Annotated in this window: 14 protein-coding genes; 1 reads left to right on the top strand and 13 read right to left on the bottom strand. The window is 71.7% G+C overall.

What is annotated here, in order from left to right; translation table 11 throughout:
- Nucleotides 1-144: 144 nt before the first annotated feature.
- From manA to FBZ33_RS03420, 13 genes are all read right to left on the bottom strand, one after another.
- Nucleotides 145-1,308 (bottom strand): mannose-6-phosphate isomerase, class I, encoded by a 1,164-nt coding sequence (gene manA / locus FBZ33_RS03480; protein WP_141907968.1) that lies wholly within the window; start codon nucleotides 1,306-1,308, stop codon nucleotides 145-147.
- A gap of 3 nt (nucleotides 1,309-1,311) precedes the next feature.
- On the bottom strand, nucleotides 1,312-2,301 hold the full coding sequence (locus FBZ33_RS03475) for a cation diffusion facilitator family transporter (protein ID WP_141907967.1): 990 nt from the start codon (nucleotides 2,299-2,301) through the stop codon (nucleotides 1,312-1,314).
- Between the two features lie 67 nt (nucleotides 2,302-2,368).
- Nucleotides 2,369-3,565: an SIS domain-containing protein gene (locus FBZ33_RS03470; protein ID WP_088946313.1), complete on the bottom strand. Its 1,197-nt coding sequence runs from the start codon at nucleotides 3,563-3,565 to the stop codon at nucleotides 2,369-2,371.
- Complete coding sequence (locus tag FBZ33_RS03465) at nucleotides 3,562-3,747, bottom strand: Trm112 family protein (protein ID WP_030490836.1); 186 nt, start codon at nucleotides 3,745-3,747, stop codon at nucleotides 3,562-3,564. Before FBZ33_RS03465 ends, FBZ33_RS03470 begins: the two co-directional genes overlap by 4 nt.
- Before the next feature lie 61 nt (nucleotides 3,748-3,808).
- On the bottom strand, nucleotides 3,809-5,194 hold the full coding sequence (locus FBZ33_RS03460) for a phosphomannomutase/phosphoglucomutase (protein WP_088946312.1): 1,386 nt from the start codon (nucleotides 5,192-5,194) through the stop codon (nucleotides 3,809-3,811).
- A gap of 70 nt (nucleotides 5,195-5,264) precedes the next feature.
- Nucleotides 5,265-6,323: a hypothetical protein gene (locus FBZ33_RS32590; RefSeq protein ID WP_185755194.1), complete on the bottom strand. Its 1,059-nt coding sequence runs from the start codon at nucleotides 6,321-6,323 to the stop codon at nucleotides 5,265-5,267.
- Between the two features lie 332 nt (nucleotides 6,324-6,655).
- Nucleotides 6,656-7,321: a deoxyribonuclease V gene (gene nfi, locus FBZ33_RS03450; RefSeq protein ID WP_255509104.1), complete on the bottom strand. Its 666-nt coding sequence runs from the start codon at nucleotides 7,319-7,321 to the stop codon at nucleotides 6,656-6,658.
- Nucleotides 7,322-7,457: 136 nt separating this feature from the next.
- Complete coding sequence (locus FBZ33_RS03445) at nucleotides 7,458-7,751, bottom strand: hypothetical protein (RefSeq protein ID WP_141907964.1); 294 nt, start codon at nucleotides 7,749-7,751, stop codon at nucleotides 7,458-7,460.
- Nucleotides 7,752-7,827: 76 nt separating this feature from the next.
- Complete coding sequence (locus tag FBZ33_RS03440) at nucleotides 7,828-8,487, bottom strand: tetratricopeptide repeat protein (RefSeq protein ID WP_255508703.1); 660 nt, start codon at nucleotides 8,485-8,487, stop codon at nucleotides 7,828-7,830.
- Between the two features lie 59 nt (nucleotides 8,488-8,546).
- Nucleotides 8,547-8,840 carry a hypothetical protein gene (locus FBZ33_RS03435; protein ID WP_141907963.1) on the bottom strand — a complete coding sequence of 98 codons (294 nt, stop codon included), beginning with the start codon at nucleotides 8,838-8,840 and terminating at the stop codon, nucleotides 8,547-8,549.
- Nucleotides 8,809-12,906 carry a toxin glutamine deamidase domain-containing protein gene (locus tag FBZ33_RS03430; RefSeq protein WP_141907962.1) on the bottom strand — a complete coding sequence of 1,366 codons (4,098 nt, stop codon included), beginning with the start codon at nucleotides 12,904-12,906 and terminating at the stop codon, nucleotides 8,809-8,811. Before FBZ33_RS03430 ends, FBZ33_RS03435 begins: the two co-directional genes overlap by 32 nt.
- Nucleotides 12,907-12,921: 15 nt before the next feature.
- The gene (locus FBZ33_RS03425) at nucleotides 12,922-13,254 is read right to left on the bottom strand and encodes a hypothetical protein (protein ID WP_141907961.1); all 333 of its coding nucleotides are present in this window, start codon (nucleotides 13,252-13,254) and stop codon (nucleotides 12,922-12,924) included.
- Entirely contained in the window at nucleotides 13,251-13,673 is a 423-nt protein-coding gene (locus FBZ33_RS03420) for a YbaB/EbfC family nucleoid-associated protein (RefSeq protein ID WP_141907960.1), read from the bottom strand. Before FBZ33_RS03420 ends, FBZ33_RS03425 begins: the two co-directional genes overlap by 4 nt.
- A 79-nt stretch (nucleotides 13,674-13,752) precedes the next feature.
- On the opposite strand from FBZ33_RS03420, the gene FBZ33_RS03415 reads away from it, so the two are divergent.
- Entirely contained in the window at nucleotides 13,753-14,994 is a 1,242-nt protein-coding gene (locus FBZ33_RS03415) for an SUKH-3 domain-containing protein (RefSeq protein ID WP_141907959.1), read from the top strand.
- Nucleotides 14,995-15,002 lie beyond the last annotated feature (8 nt).

Below are 15,002 nucleotides of genomic sequence, written 5' to 3'. Positions count from 1 at the left end.
CCGTGCATCCCCCCGGTTTGGTTCCCCCGCACGTTCTCGGACCGTCGTCGCGATAACGCTGCGTACTCATAGAGTCACACTCAGGCAGGGCAACGTCAAGCTATTCCGGGAAAGTCGGACTTGTGTCGGTGCCGGACGAGCCTGTCAGCGCAACCCAGAGGTCGCCACGTACGCCTCACCGGCACCGCTGACCCGCAACGGCTCGCCGGCCGCCGTGCCGATCGCCGCCTCGCCGGACGCGAGCGTCACCGCGCCGGCGCCATCGTCCACGGTGATCGAACCGCCACCGCAGAGCACCACCCGGGGACCGGGCAGCGTCAGCGTGACCGAGGGCACCTCCGCACCGACGCGCACCCGGTGCAGCGCGAAGTCGTCCACCGGCACGGGCCAGCAATCCACACCCGGGCCCACCGGCTGGGCGGCCCGCACCGGATCGTCGAGCACCTCGAAACGCAGCACCCGCAGCAACTCGTCGACGTCCACCCGCTTCGGGGTCAGACCACCGCGCAGCACGTTGTCGCTGGCCGCCATGATCTCCACCCCGCAGCCGCTCAGGTAGGCGTGCAGGTTGCCGGCCGGCATCCAGATTCCCTCGCCCGCGACCAGACGTAGGTGGTGCAGCAGCAGTGCCACCAATGCGCCCGGATCGGCCGGGTATGCCTTGGCCAGCCGGCGGACCAGGTCCGCGTCCGGGCCGTCGGCCGACGACGCCAGCACGGCGCCCAGCAACTCGTCGCGCTGCTCGACCGGCCAGCCGAGCAGCGTCCGTACCGCCGTCCGCAGCCCCGCCGGCCCGGCCCGCAACGCCTCGACCACCGGCGCCAACTGCGGTACGCCGAACGCGGCGAGCGCCTCCGCCGACTCCGCCGGGTCCCGGAAACCGCACAGCGCCTCGAACGGCGTGAGCGCGACCAGCAACTCCGGTTTGTGGTGCGGGTCGGAGTAATTGCGCTCCCCCTCGGGGCGCCCGGCCTGCGCCGCGAAGCCAGCCCGGGCCTGCTCGGCGTCCGGATGAGCCTGGAGGCTCAGCGGAGCATCGGCCGCGAGGACCTTGAGCAGGAACGGCAGGCGACTGCCGAACCGCTCGGACACCCGCTGGCCGAGCCACTGCCCCGGCTCGTCCCGCACCAGGTCACAGAGGCTCACCCGGAGGCCGGAACGGACCACGCTGGCCGGGGCGCCCGGGTGGGCGCCCAACCACAGCTCCGCCTCCGGACCCTCGCTGGGCACCGACCTCCCCTGGAGGAGAGCGATGGCCGAACGAGACCCCCAGGCGTAGTCGCGGATCGGTCCGTACAGTGGCTCCACCAGTCAGCCCCCGGACCGCTCGGCCTCTGGCTGCGGCACGGCGGTGTCAGCGGCGGTGCCGGTGCCGGCTTCCGCGGCGGCGACGCTGTAGATGTCCGGCTCCAGGTAGATCACCCGGGCGGTCGGCACCGCGGCGCGAATCCGCGCCTCCACGGCGTTGATGCCCCGGGCCAGGTCCTGGGCGCTCTCGCACGCCGGCACGCCGATCTTCGCGGCCACCATCAGCTCTTCCGGGCCCAGGTAGAGCGTCTTCATGTGGATGATCCGCTCCACCTCGGGGCCTTCGGTGACGGCTCGCTCGATGGCGGCGACGTCGGACGCCTCGGCACCCTCACCGAGCAGCAGACTCTTCGTCTCGATTGCCAGCACAATGGCGATGAGCACCAGCAGCACGCCGATCATCGCGGTGCCGGCGGCGTCCCACTCACCGTTGCCGGTGATCAGCGTCATGGTCACACCGAACAGCGCGAACACCAGACCGACCAGGGCGCCGAAGTCCTCCAGCAGCACCACCGGCAGCTCGGGCGCCTTCGCCCGGCGGATGAAGCGCACCCAGGACTGGTTGCCCCGGACGTGGTTGGACTCCTTGATGGCGGTCCGGAAGGAGAACGACTCCATGATGATCGCCGCCACCAGCACGACGATCGGCACCCATTGCCACTCGGTGATCCCGTGCGGATCCGACCACTTGTGGTACGCCTCGTATAAGGCGAACAGGCCACCGATGCTGAACAGCACGATGGACACGATGAACGCGTAGATGTAGCGCTCCCGGCCGTACCCGAACGGGTGCTCCGGGGTGGCCGCCCGCTTGGCCCGCTTGCCGCCGAGCAGCAGAAGTGCCTGGTTGCCGGAGTCGGCGACCGAGTGGACCGACTCGGCCAACATCGACGACGAGCTGGTCAGCAGGAACGCGACGAACTTGGTGATGGCGATGCCGACGTTTGCCAGCAGGGCGGCGACAATCGCCTTCGTCCCACCGTTGGCGCTCATGCCACCGCTCCGCTTCGCCGTACGAAGCCAACCGGTCCGTGCATGATGCGCCGCCCATTGCGTTCGTTCACTGGTTCGACAGCTCCTTCATTTCGGTGATGGCCGGCACGGCCATCGGGTCCAGCCCATGGGCCAGGGCAAGGTAGATCGAGGCAAAATCCGGGACCGCGATCAGCGAGGCCAGCCGCTCCAGCGCGGAGCCACCCTCGGCGGTCACCACGTCGCACCGCACGCCACGGCGCTCGGCGAGGGTCTGCACCGCGTCCGCGCGGCGCTCCTCGACGGCGAAGGGCTCGTCGGTGTCGTCCTCGGCGTTGAGCCCGCCGTCGCGCAACAGCACCAACCGCAGTCGGGTGCCCTCGCCGTCGTCCTCGGCCGGGTCGGCGAAGATGTCCCGCTCCCCCTCGGCCAGACCGCCGAAGACGCCGTCGAGCAGCCCGACCCGACCCCGACCGGCCTCACCGAGCGCCCCGGTGACCACCGGGTAGCGGGCGTTGGCCGACAGGGTGTCGCCGAACCGGCGGGCGGCCACGGTGGCCAGTGGGGACGAGCCCCAGACGATCGGGATCGAGCCGGCCAGGGCCAGGGCCAGCGACTTCGCCGGGTTGACGAAGGACTCGGCGGCGGACCGGCAGCGGTCGGCATCCGCGTCGAGCCGGGCCGCGGTCTCCGCCAGGTCCGCCTCGTTGACCTTCACAAGCCCGAGGGAACGGGCCGCGAGCAGCACCGGCACGGTGAGCGCCCAGAGGCTGGCCCGGGCCGGAGCACGCCGCGGCACCGGAATGAACGGCGCCCGGGCCTGCTCGGCGATCGACTGCAACTGCGAGTCGGGGGCACCCACGGCGACCAGCCGGGCACCGCGCCGGTGCGCCGCCTCGGCCGCGCCGAGCGCCTCCGGGCTACGACCGGATGCGCTCACCGCGATCACCACGTCGGCCGCGCCCACCCAACCGGGTACGCCGGCGCTGCGGTGCCCGATGATCGGGACCGGGCAGCGCGGCCCGGCGACCGTGGCCAGCACGTCTCCGGTACGCCCCGCCGTGCCGATGCCGGCGATGACCACGGCTCGGGGCCGCCCGTCGTCGGCGAGCACCGCCAGGTTCGCCTCGGCAGCCAGTGCGGCGCTCTCGCGGACCTGCGCACCGGCCGACGCCGTGTGCCGGAGCATGCCGCCCGGGTCGTGCTCGGCCAGCGCCTCCGGGTTGTCGAGCAGGGCTTCATCGGCATCGCGACGTCCGCTGACCCCGGCAGTACCGTCGATCACGACGGCTGCCCGGGGCCGCCGCGCGCCTCGTCCAGCAACAGCACCGGCACGTCGTCGCGGACCTCGAAGATGCGACCGCACTCCGTGCAGGTCAACGTCTGCGCCTCGGCGTCGTAGGTGAGCGGGGCGTGGTGCGTGTCCGGACAGGCGAGAATCTCGAGCAACTGCGGATCCAGGGCCATGGCACGGCTCCTTCCACGTGTGCGGCTTCACCGGCGGCGGTGCCGACCGGCGCAGGCGATCTTATCGGCGAACGCGGTCCAGCACGTCGTCCCGGAGCGAGACCATCCGATCCCGGGTGGGCGCCTCGACGTTGAGCCGCAGCAGCGGCTCGGTGTTGGAGGCGCGCAGGTTGAACCACGCGCCGTCGGGGAATCGCAGGGTGAGACCGTCCATCTCGTCGGCCACCGCGTCCGGGTATGCGGCCCGCACCTCGGCCACCGCCGCCGCCTGGTCGGCCACCGTCGAGTTGATCTCGCCCGAGGCGACGTAACGCTCGAACTCGCCGGCCATCACGGACAGTGGCAGCGACTGCTCACCCAACGCGGCCAGCGTGTGCATCGCCGCGAGCATTCCGGTGTCGGCGAACCAGAAGTCACGGAAGTAGTAGTGCGCGGAGTGTTCGCCGCCGAAGACGGCATTGGTGCGGGCCATCTCCGCCTTGATGAAGGAGTGCCCGACCCGGGCGACGAGCGGCTGCCCACCGTGCTCACGGATGATCTCCGCGACCGCGCTGGAGGTGATCAGACCGTGGATCACGGTGGAGCCCGGGTGCTTGGCCAGCTCACGTGCGGCGACGAGGGCGGTGATCGCCGACGGCGAGACCGGCTCGCCGCGCTCGTCCACCACGAAGCACCGGTCGGCGTCACCGTCGAAGGCCAGCCCGATGTCGGCACCGTGCTCGACCACCGCACGCTGGAGGTCGACCAGGTTGGCCGGGTCCAGGGGGTTGGCCTCGTGGTTGGGGAAGCTGCCGTCCAGCTCGAAGTAGAGCGGCACGATCTCCAGCGGCAGCGGCGACAGTGCGGCATCGCCCAGCACGGTGGGGACGGTGAAACCGCCCATCCCGTTACCGGCGTCGACGACGACCTTCAGCGGCCGGATGCCCGAGAGGTCGACCAGCTTGCGCAGGTAGGCGGCGTAGTCGGGGAGCATGTCACGTCGCTCGACCGGCTGGGTCGGCTCGCCGGCCGGACGGGCCTCGCCCGAGTCAAGGAGGGCCTGGGCCCGATCCCGGATCTCCGTCAGGCCGCTCTCCTGGCCGATCGGCCGGGCACCGGAGCGACACATCTTGATGCCGTTGTACTGCGCGGGGTTGTGACTGGCGGTGAACATCGCACCGGGCAGGTCGAGCGAGCCGGAGGCGAAGTAGAGCAGGTCGGTGGAGGCGAGCCCGATCTCGATCACCGAGCGCCCCTCGGCCCGTACGCCGGCGGCGAACGCGGCGGCCAGCCCGGGCGAGGTGGCCCGCATGTCGTACCCGACGACAACCGCGTCGCCCGGCTCGTCGGTGGAGTTGAGCAGCTGCGTGAATGCGGCTCCCAGTGCCTCGGCGGCCCGCTCGTCCCACTGGTCCGGCACCGTCCCTCGGACGTCGTACGCCTTCACAATCTGGGACAGATCAGACACGTGTTCCGCTCCTTGGCCGCAAGTTGGACACCGATCCTGAGCCTAACGGAGGGTTCGTGTCTCGCCCCGCTCAGCCCGGGAGCCGGGGAATGAAAGCGGTGTGGCCGCCCTCGTCCGTCGGCGGGTCCCCGGGTAGCGGTCGAGTTCCGGGTGTCCCCGGCATCGGCTGCGTCGCCTCCGGGACCGCACCGGCACCGCCGGGGCGCACACCGTAGACCCCACCGGTGGCGGGGCGGGGGGACGGCACGGCACCCCAGCCAGCGGCCGGTGGCTGCTGGCCGTACACCTGGCCGGGGCGACCGGGCGCGGCCGGCGACCCACCGCCGGCGCGGTAGGTGGTGCCACCGGGGTTGCCCGGCAGCATCTCGGGCGACTGGTCGGACGGCTTGCGGTCCTGCCGCGAACGACGCACCAGCAGCACGATGAGCAGCAGACCGACCGCCACCATCACGATGCCGAAGAACATCACCATCGAACCTCCTCCGGACGACTCCGCGGCAGTCGCCGTGGTGTTCGGGGCACTTGACACGACGCCCGGGGCGGCCGGGTTCACCGCCTCGTCGACGGTCGCGACCTCGGACGGGCTGGGGGTGGGCGTCGGCTTCTTCGACGGGGTCGGCGACGGGGTGACCCGCGCGCCGGCCACCTTCGCCGTGTCGCTGCCCCGACCCAACTCCTGACCGATGGCGCTGACACCCGCGCCGCTGACGACGAGACGACCACCCGGGACACCCGCGGCGAACGCCACCCGGTATCGCACGGTGATGCCCTTGCCCTTGCACAGGGTCGGCTTCGTCGGCGACGTCGGCACGGTGGCCACCGTGCCGCCGCCACCCGAGACGCCCACCGGCAACCAGCGCCCGCCCGGGTTGACCTCGACCTTCACCTGGCTTGGCTCAAGACCCTCAAGACGCAGACCCAGTGCGGTACGCAGCAGGACGCACCCGTTGGTGCGCTTGCGCACCGCGACGTTCACCCCCTGCGGGGAACCGCCGGCGGCGAAGCTGCTGGCCGCACCCACCCGGACCGAGTCCTCGTCGGCCAGCGCCGGTGACGCACCGAGCATCACCAGGCCGCCCACCAGACCGCAGACCGCCGCGAGCTGTGCCGCGCGTCGACGCACCGTCATGATCACCTCGCCGTTCTCCCCGGGTGGGGTTCGCGGGTCAGGCTACTACCGGCCCACCTACCCCATCGGTCATAGAGCGGCCCGGATGTGTGCGGCGTTACGGTTTACGGCCCGGCCCGCCGACCTGCGAAGAAGGTCGGCGCGGGTCCGACCGGAGCGCGTTCCGACCGGCCCGCCGGGCGCGATCAGTCGGCGCGCGGTGGGGTCGGGTCGGCGTGCGCGGTGGGGTCGGGTCGGCGCTCTGCGGGGTCGGGTCGGCGCGCTCGGCGGGGTCGGGTCGGTGGGATCGGCGGGGTCGGGTCGGTGGGATCGGGTCGGCGCGCTCGGTGCGGTCAGTCGGTCTGTTCGGCGCCGGCGAGGGCGTCGCGGCTGAGTCGGTCGGCGGTGCGGGTGGTCTCCGGCAGCCGGTAGCGCGGGGCCAGCGCGAGCACCTGCGCTGTCGCGTTCTCCAGGCTCATCCGATGCCCGACGCTGACGAAGACCGGCTTCACCCCGTCCTGGGTGCGCAACACCCGGCCGACGACGTCACCGCCGTCGCGCAGCGGCGACCACGCACCCCGCTCGGCGGCCGGCGGATCCCACGTCCCGACCAGCGGCGTCTTCCCCACCCCGATCGCCGGCAACCCGGTGACCACGCCAAGGTGGCAGGCCAGCCCGAACCGTCGTGGATGGGCCAGACCGTGCCCGTCGCAGACCAGCAGGTCGGGCAGGACGCTCAGGCGGTCCAACGCGGTGAGCAGCGCGGGCAACTCACGAAAGGCGAACAACCCCGGCACGTAGTCGAACGCGGGCTCTCCCACGCTGACCGCGGAATCCACCACCTCCAACGTCGCGGCGTCCAGCACCGTCACGGCCGCCGCTAGGAGGTCACCACCCTGGCCGTACGCGACGTCCAGGCCGGCCACCGTCGCGGGCGCGCTGGGGCCCGGCCCGACCAGGTCGACCAATGGCCGCAACTCCTCCTGTACGGCCACCGCCTCCGCCACACTGCCCGGCACCACCACACGGCTCAGCGCCGCTAGCCCCAGCGCCGCCGCTCGCCCCGGCGCCAAGTCCGGGCGTGATCCACTCGAATTCATGAAATCGGGCTATCCGAAGGACCTGGATGCCCCGATTTCACCAAACCGGAGTCGATCACCCTCGGCGCGAACCATCGGCGCGTGCCACGGTGGCGTCGTCAGTCGAGATGCTGCCCTGACCCGCGTCCGTGGAGCTGACATCTCGCCCCGCCGCCCCGCCGACGGGGTCGCCACCGGTCCGACGTCTGGTCGCACCGAAGGCGACCGCGAAGGCAACCCCGAGGGCGACACCGAAGGCCACCCCGCCCTTCGAACCGAACACGGGAATGCCGACAGCCAGACCGATCATGATGCCGACCGGCCATGCCCAGAGGTTGGGCTTGGTGTTCTCCGTACCGGGTCTCGCCATCCGTCGATGTTATTCGGCTCTGCCACTTTCCCGCCCGCGCCGCCTGCCTTCCGCGACAGCGGCGACCTACGTTCGGTCAGGCAAGGCCCAACCGGTCGCGGGCCTGCTCGATCCACCGGCCGACCCCATGGGCGCCACTGCCGGCCGCCAGCCCAGCGGCCTCGTCGAGCAGCTCACGGGCGGCGTCCCGATCGCCGTCGCCCGCGGCCAGGTCCGCCAGACCGATCAGGTTCGCCGCCACCCCCGCGGTGAAGGACAACTTCCGGCGTAGCCGGGTCGACTCCGTCAGCAACTGCCGCGCCGCGTCGACGCGACCGGCGGCCTGCTCGGCGAAGCAGAGGTGCCGCAGCACGTACGACAGAGTCAGCTCGTCCCCCGCCGGGGTAGCCAACTCCCGAGCCCGGGCGAAGGCAGGGGCAGCGGTCGCCTGGTCCTGCCGGATCACCTGGTGGACCGCGCCCACCCAGAAGAGAGACTCGCCCTCACCACGGGCGTCGCCCAGCTCGCGGTAGATGCCGGCTGCCCGTTCGAAGAGCGGCAGCTCCGCCGGGTCCTCCGAACCGGTGTCGATGAAGCGGGCGTGCAGGATCCGGCCACGGGTCAGAGCCACATCCGCGTCCAGCGCCGCGAGATCCCGCTCGGCCTCGTCCAGCGGCTTCGCGTCGCCACCGAACACCGCCTGTTCGTAACGTTCCTGCGCCCGCACCAACCGAGCGTCCAGCCCTACGGTCGTCACCGACCCACCCTTCAATCAAACTCAGTTGGTCGCACTGCTACGGAAGCCAGAGCTGGACGTCAGCTATCGCCGCTGCTGTCAGCCTTGAACATGGCACGAATCGATCTCTCGTCCGGCAATTTCTCACCACCGGTGACTGCCTCTGCCACTGCCTCGGCGGCGGCGCGGCCGACATTCTTGTAGCGGTCCACATTCCGGTAGTCATCGAGGAACCGCACAACGAGCCCAGGGTCACAAGCCCATGCCCGAGCGCGATGATCCCAAAGAATGGCCTGACCGAGCCCCGCATCCATGACAAAGAGCCCCGCCGGCTCGCCCTGCTCATCGGTCCGGTAGATCACGTAGTAGCTCAACAATCTCCCGCTCCAACTCTTCGGCGATCTGCGGCGCTACCGGGAAGTCACGAGACCCTAGCCCAAGATCCTGCACAACTTGCGTGAGACTCGTCCCCTGCCGGGCCAACCAGGCGCGGTACTCCCGCCACGCGTCGGGGTTCTGGCTGATCCACTTGGCGAAGGTGGCGTCCTTGGGGTCGAAAAGGAGATCCAGCCCGCCCGGCAAGGACTCCGGCAGGCCGTGCTCGCGGTTTTCGGCAAGCATCCGCATGAAGGCACCGACACGCTGTTCAGGACTGTTCGTCGGCCGCCGCACGACCTCATATTCTTCATGAGTGGCCAGCCATGCTTCACGCGAGGCCGAGGTGTGCAGTTGTAGCTCGATCAGCATCCCGTCGGACGAAATGAGGGTGCAGTTCAATCCGTAGAATCGATTGCCCTGCCGCCAAAAGTTTTTGCACGTTGAAGTCGGCACGGAGAAGCCCGCTTCGGCCAGGCCAGCGAGTACCAGATCGGCGGCTCTGGCGTAGTGCTGACCTGACGGCATCTCAAAGCAGAACCTCAGAACGTCGTTCACGCTCGACACAAAGTCTGCTGCGTCGATCTCAGCGACACGAACCTCGTCGAGGTACTTCCGGGCCAGCGATTCCAGCCCTTTGACGCGAAACTCGCGATCCCGTAGCCGGATCGGGTCACTGAGGCCGAGCCCGTCGGTCACGCTCTGCCCGACCTGGGTCAAGGCTTCCTCAACCAGGTCAGCGGCATCCAGTGCACGCTCGCGAGCCTCCGCCAGGGTGGCCAATTCGTAGCTCGTTAGCTGGGTGAGATTGGAAGTCGGCGGACCCGGATCGCCTGCGTTCGTCCCGGCGTCACCCACATCTGCCGAGCCCAGGCCGTCCAGCAGCAGGTACATCCGGTTGATGTACGGGTCACCGTGGCCGCCGTTGTCGTCCGTCGACGGATGGTCCGGCAGGTCGGGCCGCTCGCTGAACCGGCCCCGGGGCAGCCCGCCGAGCGGCATCGGTCGCCCGTCCCCGCTCAGCACCAGCGCGTCGATGCCCACCACGTCGGGATACAGGGGACGGTCCTGGACCACCCCGTTCTGCGGGTCGACGTAGAGCACGGTGCCGTTCTGGTTGAGCGCCACCCAGGCGTGGGAACCGCCGTGCGGCCACTCGGTGACCACGAACGCGTAGCTGCCGTGGCCTCCCAGCAGCAGTTGGTCGCGCAGGTTGCGGTAGCCCCGGTCGGCGGCCTGCCGTGCCTGCTCGGCGTACGGACGCTGGCCGGACGGCGGGGCGAGGAGCTGCTGGAAGCGCCCACCGGTGACGTCCTCCACCCGGCCCGGGCCGCCTGCCTCGCCGCGGATCGGGCGCCGGATGTCCCCGTCCAGGTAGCCGTCGAAGGTACGCGGCGCCGACACTCGTGGCCGCCCGTGCACCCAGGTCTCGAACAACGACAGTGTGCAGTCCAGGCAGTTGATGCCCCGGGTGGCGTCGGCTGCGGGACCTCCGTCGTTCAGCAGTCGGAACCAGCCGCCCCGTCGGGGGTCGGCGGTGCGGGTGATGCTGCCGTCCCACTCGCGGGGCATCTGCCGTTCGACGTCGACCTGGTGCAGGGCGAGCGGTGGGCGCAGCCCCCCGGGCCGCCCATACGGCCGGGAATCGTCGATCGGCGGGGGAACGTCGTCGCCGGTGAGCCGGGACGGCCCGGCAGTTTCCACCGCGCCGAGCGCGAGCGCGCCGACGTCCCTGTTCGCGTGCTCGAAGGTGCCGGCGCCGAGATCCACGACCGGCGGCGCCGTGGTGCCGGCCAGCACCGCATCCGCGAGGTCACGCCATTGGGCGTACGCGCGTGTCTCGTCGTTCGCGGCCCGCTGCCAGCCGTCGGCCCACTGTCGGTGACCTGCTTGGTGCAACTGCCGGGCGTAGGTGGCGTACTCGACCGCCCGGCGATCGTGCTCCGCGGCCCGGGCCCGCAGTCGGGTGGCCTCCGCCTGCCGGCGGTTGTTCTCGAAGCCGATCCGTTGCGACTCGTAGTGGCCCTGGTAGCGCCGCCGCTCGGCGGCTTCCGCCTCGGCGGCCCACTGCGCCGCGTACCAGTCGTCGGGGTCGATCGCTGGCACGACCGGATCGCCGAACACCACCTCGACGGGAATCGACGCCCTGCCCCGGGCGGGATGGTCGGGTGGGCGCGCCTCCCGTGTCGGGGCGCGCGATGGCACGGCGGATCGGCCCACCACCGTCGGTATGACCGACGGGCGGTTGGTCGTGCTTGGGCCACCGAAGGTGACCGGCGTTGTCGGGCCGACGGTGGTCGTCGGTGGTGACGCACCGGTCGACGGAGACCACGTGACCGGGCCAGCGGTGGGGGTGTGCGGCGAACTGCCCGGCGTGACACCGGTGGCCGGTCCGCTGCTCGGCTCGAAGGTCCCGGCCGCAGGTGCGGCCATCGGCGAGAGCCGCGAATCGGTGCCCACCGACGAGAGCGTCGGATCAGCAGCCACCGACGAGAGCGTCGGGTCGGCCGCGATGGGGTGTGCCGCGCCCACCACCTTCGACAGGGGCCCATCCGTCGACGGCGTCGGCTCGGGCGGGCGCAGCGAGCGGTCGGCGGCGTCCACGTCGGACACCACGCCTACCGAGGATGGTGACGACACGTGCAGCTCGGCGGCAACCGCGGGCAGGCCGGAGGCGGCGACGGGCGGCAGTTCAGTCACCCGCGACGGGTGAACGGCCGGTTCCGTCGGCATCTCGGCGCGTACCGGCGTCAGCTGGTCAGGTGACGTGGCGGCGACTGCCGTCGCCTGCACCGGCACCACCGGCGACGAGATCTCCCCCGAAGGCACAGCACCCGACGCAGAAGGCACACCGCCAGAAGACGCCGCACCCCCGGAAGGCGCCCCACCTGAAGACGAGGCCGCGCCCGAAGAAGACGCCCCATCCACAGACGAGGCCGCGCCCAGAGAAGCAGCCCCGCCCGAGGAGGACGCCGCCCCCGAGAGAGCCGAATCCCCCGACACCCCCACGGACGGAAGCGACGGGCTGGCGAATGACGCCCCCGCGAGGGCGTTGGCCTGCGCGTCGAGCCGTGCCCGTAACGCGTGGTCGGTCTGACCTGTCGCGGAGCCGGTGGCCCCGGACGCGGCAGCGCGTGCCACGTCCTCCACCGAGGTGAGGCCCTGGCCGGTGGCCAGGCTGGCAGCGCTGTCGGCGAGCACCTCGCCGGTCATCTCCCGCCCCAGGTGCTCCCCGACCCGGGCCGCCCGCCCGGTGGCGTGCCGGCCCAGGCCGGCGAGCGGAGCAACGGCCCCGCCGGCGAGCCCGCCGACCGCCGATGCGCCGAGGTCGGTCATGTCCAGGCCGTGCGCCCGCCCGGTGGAGTTCTGGTACGCCTGGGTGGCCAGGGTGACGCCGCTCTCCTCGGCGGCCTCCTCCAACCCTCCACGGGTGGCCCGCTTGGCGAGCCCTCGCACGCCACCCCGGGTGACCTCCTTGGCGGCCCGTTCGCCGGCCTCCTTGAGCCCGTGTCTGAGGGACTTGCTGGCCAGTTGACCCATCAGCCGCTTGAAGATCTGCTGGATCAGCAGCCGGGTGACGGTCATCGCCGCACCGGCGGCGGGGGTTGCGGCACCGGCGGTCAGCACCGCCGCGACCGCCACCGAGAGCAACTCGATGACCAGGATGCCCAGCTCGATCCAGACTTCCAGCTTGGCGCCCTCGATGTCGCAGCCGCACTCCTCGACCAGCCGGCCCAGGTCGGCGGTGACCGCGAGCAGCACGGGCAGCGGGGCGTCGGCGCCCTCGGCGATCCCCCGCCAGGCCGCCACGAACGCCGCGTCGACGGCCCCGACCCCGCCGTACCCGTTGTGCACCTCGGCAGCGGCCGTGGCGGCGTCGGTGTGCGGGCCGGCGAGCACTGTGGCGACCTCGTACCACTGGTCGGCGACGTCCCAGACGGCCCGCTCGTTGCCCTCCGGCCACTGCACCCCGACCACCCAGTCGAGGGCCTCGTAGATCCAGCCCGGAACGTCCCAGGGTGCGTGGTCGAGGGGGTGCGGGATCGGGCTCGGCAGCACGCTCATCGGGATCGTCGGCCGTCAGCGCTGGTCGGTGACCCGACCGAACCGGGCGGCGCTGGCCCCGTCGGTCTGCACGCTCGCGTCGACCGCGCGGACCACGTCGCCGCCCAACTCGGTGAGCTGGTGCCCGACGCCCGCCCAGGCCAGCAGCACGGTCTGCTCGATCGCGCGGTAGTTGCGCTCGAAAGCAGCGCCGATGTCGTCGCGACCCCAGGGCCGGGCACCGCTGGCGGCCTCGATCGCGCCGCCTTCCGCTGCTCGACGGGCCGTGACCGCCTCGCCGGCGAGCGCCAGGTCGGCACCGCCCCGACGCGCCCGGGACGGATCGAGCCAGAGCTGCCCGTCGGTCATGCCGTCCCCTCACGCCTGCCGAGCACGGCGTCGGCCCGGCCGAGCAGGGCCGCGTAGTCGCCGGTGCGCAGGAAGTCCATCGAGCCGGAGCTGGCCGGCACGGCCTCGGCGACGAGGTCGCGGGTGGCGTCGGCGGCGGCGGTCGCGGCGGCCCGGATCGTTTCGGTGATTTTTCGGCCGAGCGCCCCGGCGTCCCGCTCGCGGTAAACGGCCGACGTCAACTCGACCTCGATGACCTCGCCCCGGGCCCCAACGGTGGCGGTGACCTGCCCGTCGGCCGACCGGCGGGTCACCCGCAGCTCGGCGAGCCTCGTCTGCAGGGTGTCCAAACCGGACCTGAGCTGCTGATATTGCCCGTACACGTCGTCGAACCGGGCCCGTAGCTCGCGGTTGGCGTGTCGGTCCACATGTTCGCTCACCGCCGCCCCTCCCGTCACCGTCGGTAGAGCAGCACCATACCGGCTGCCATCGATCCGTGTAGTCCGGTAGTTTCAGTGCGTGATCGACCGTCAACAGGCCGAGCAGCTCGCGGCCACCTGGGCCCGCCGCGACTCGCAGCGCCTCGGGCACGAGTGCACAGCGATGGTCGACGAGTTCGACCTCGGCTTCGTCATCACGTCGGTCGTGCCCACCGAGGTGCGTACGGTCCCGGGGGACCTGCCGACGACGGTCATCGACAAGCAGACCGGCACTGTCACCACCTGGCCGCGGGTGCCGAGCGACGTGGTGGCGGATCTGTACCGACGCAGCCGTCCCACCGGGCCGGCCTCTCCCCGCACCGTCGACCCGTCGAGTCTGCTGGTCCGGGAGATCCACCGGGCAGCCACCCCGAACACCGCCGCCCATCTGGCGCTCGACGGGCGGATCTGGACCGCCCAGGGCACCAGGGCCGACGTCCCGCTCAACCATCACCCGCTGGTCCGCGACTACCTGGACCAGCTACCCCCTGGCGACCTGGTCCGGGGCGGGGAGTCGCATGCCGAGCTGATCGTGGTCTCCGACGTCCTGCACGAGTACGACCACCGCCGGGCCGCCGAGGGCATCGCGCCGATGGGTCGGGCCGAGGCGGCGGCGCTGCTGGAGGGCGCCCGGTTCGAGATCTTCCGGATCCGGGAGCCGGGTGATCCGGCTGGTGGCCCCGCCGAGCTGCCCTGCGACTCGTGCATCACCTTCCTGGTGCGCGCCAACGTCCTGCCGGAGTCGGCTCGGGCGTACACCGAACCCTGGCGTGCGCCGGCGGCAACCGACCCCGATCCTGGGCGCTTCCCGGCGGAGGTCGCCAACGCGCTGGTCGCGGCCGGGTGGCGACCGCACATCGGGGACCAGATCATGGCCGCCGCGGCCGTGCGAGACGTCACCGCCGTGTCGGGGCTGACCCATCAGCACACGGTCTTTCCCGCGGCCGTGGAGGCGCTGACCGCGTTTCCCAGCCTGGTCGGCGCGCGGCGCGGGCGGGGCGAGCAGGTGTGGATCTCCCGCTTCGACATCCGCCCGCACACCATCGCCCACACCGCCGACACCCTCGCGGACTTCGGCGCTGTCCTCGGCGTACGCCTCTTTCCGATCGGCACCGAGCAGCAGGACAGCATCCTCGCGGTGGACGAGCGTGGCCGGGTCTTCGCGCTCGATCAGGCCGGCGAGTGGTTCCTCGGCGACTCCATCGACAGCGCGTTGACGACTCTGCTGCTGGGCCGCGCACCGGCCCGGGTCCGCGACGACGGCACCTGGCAGGCCGACTGAGGCTGGAG

The sequence above is a fragment of the Micromonospora sp. A202 genome (genome assembly GCF_006715105.1).
Taxonomy (GTDB): domain Bacteria; phylum Actinomycetota; class Actinomycetes; order Mycobacteriales; family Micromonosporaceae; genus Micromonospora; species Micromonospora zamorensis.
Note: the sequence above shows the minus strand (reverse complement) of the source record. Positions and strands in the feature narration are given on the sequence as shown.

What these genes read in the sequence shown, in the direction of transcription:
- FBZ33_RS03475 (WP_141907967.1), bottom strand. Translation starts at nt 2,301, where the DNA reads ATGAGCGCCAACGGTGGGACGAAGGCGATTGTCGCCGCCCTGCTGGCA.
- FBZ33_RS03465 (WP_030490836.1), bottom strand. Translation starts at nt 3,747, where the DNA reads ATGGCCCTGGATCCGCAGTTGCTCGAGATTCTCGCCTGTCCGGACACG.
- FBZ33_RS32590 (WP_185755194.1), bottom strand. Translation starts at nt 6,323, where the DNA reads ATGACGGTGCGTCGACGCGCGGCACAGCTCGCGGCGGTCTGCGGTCTG.
- FBZ33_RS03445 (WP_141907964.1), bottom strand. Translation starts at nt 7,751, where the DNA reads ATGGCGAGACCCGGTACGGAGAACACCAAGCCCAACCTCTGGGCATGG.
- FBZ33_RS03430 (WP_141907962.1), bottom strand. Translation starts at nt 12,906, where the DNA reads ATGAGCGTGCTGCCGAGCCCGATCCCGCACCCCCTCGACCACGCACCC.
- FBZ33_RS03425 (WP_141907961.1), bottom strand. Translation starts at nt 13,254, where the DNA reads ATGACCGACGGGCAGCTCTGGCTCGATCCGTCCCGGGCGCGTCGGGGC.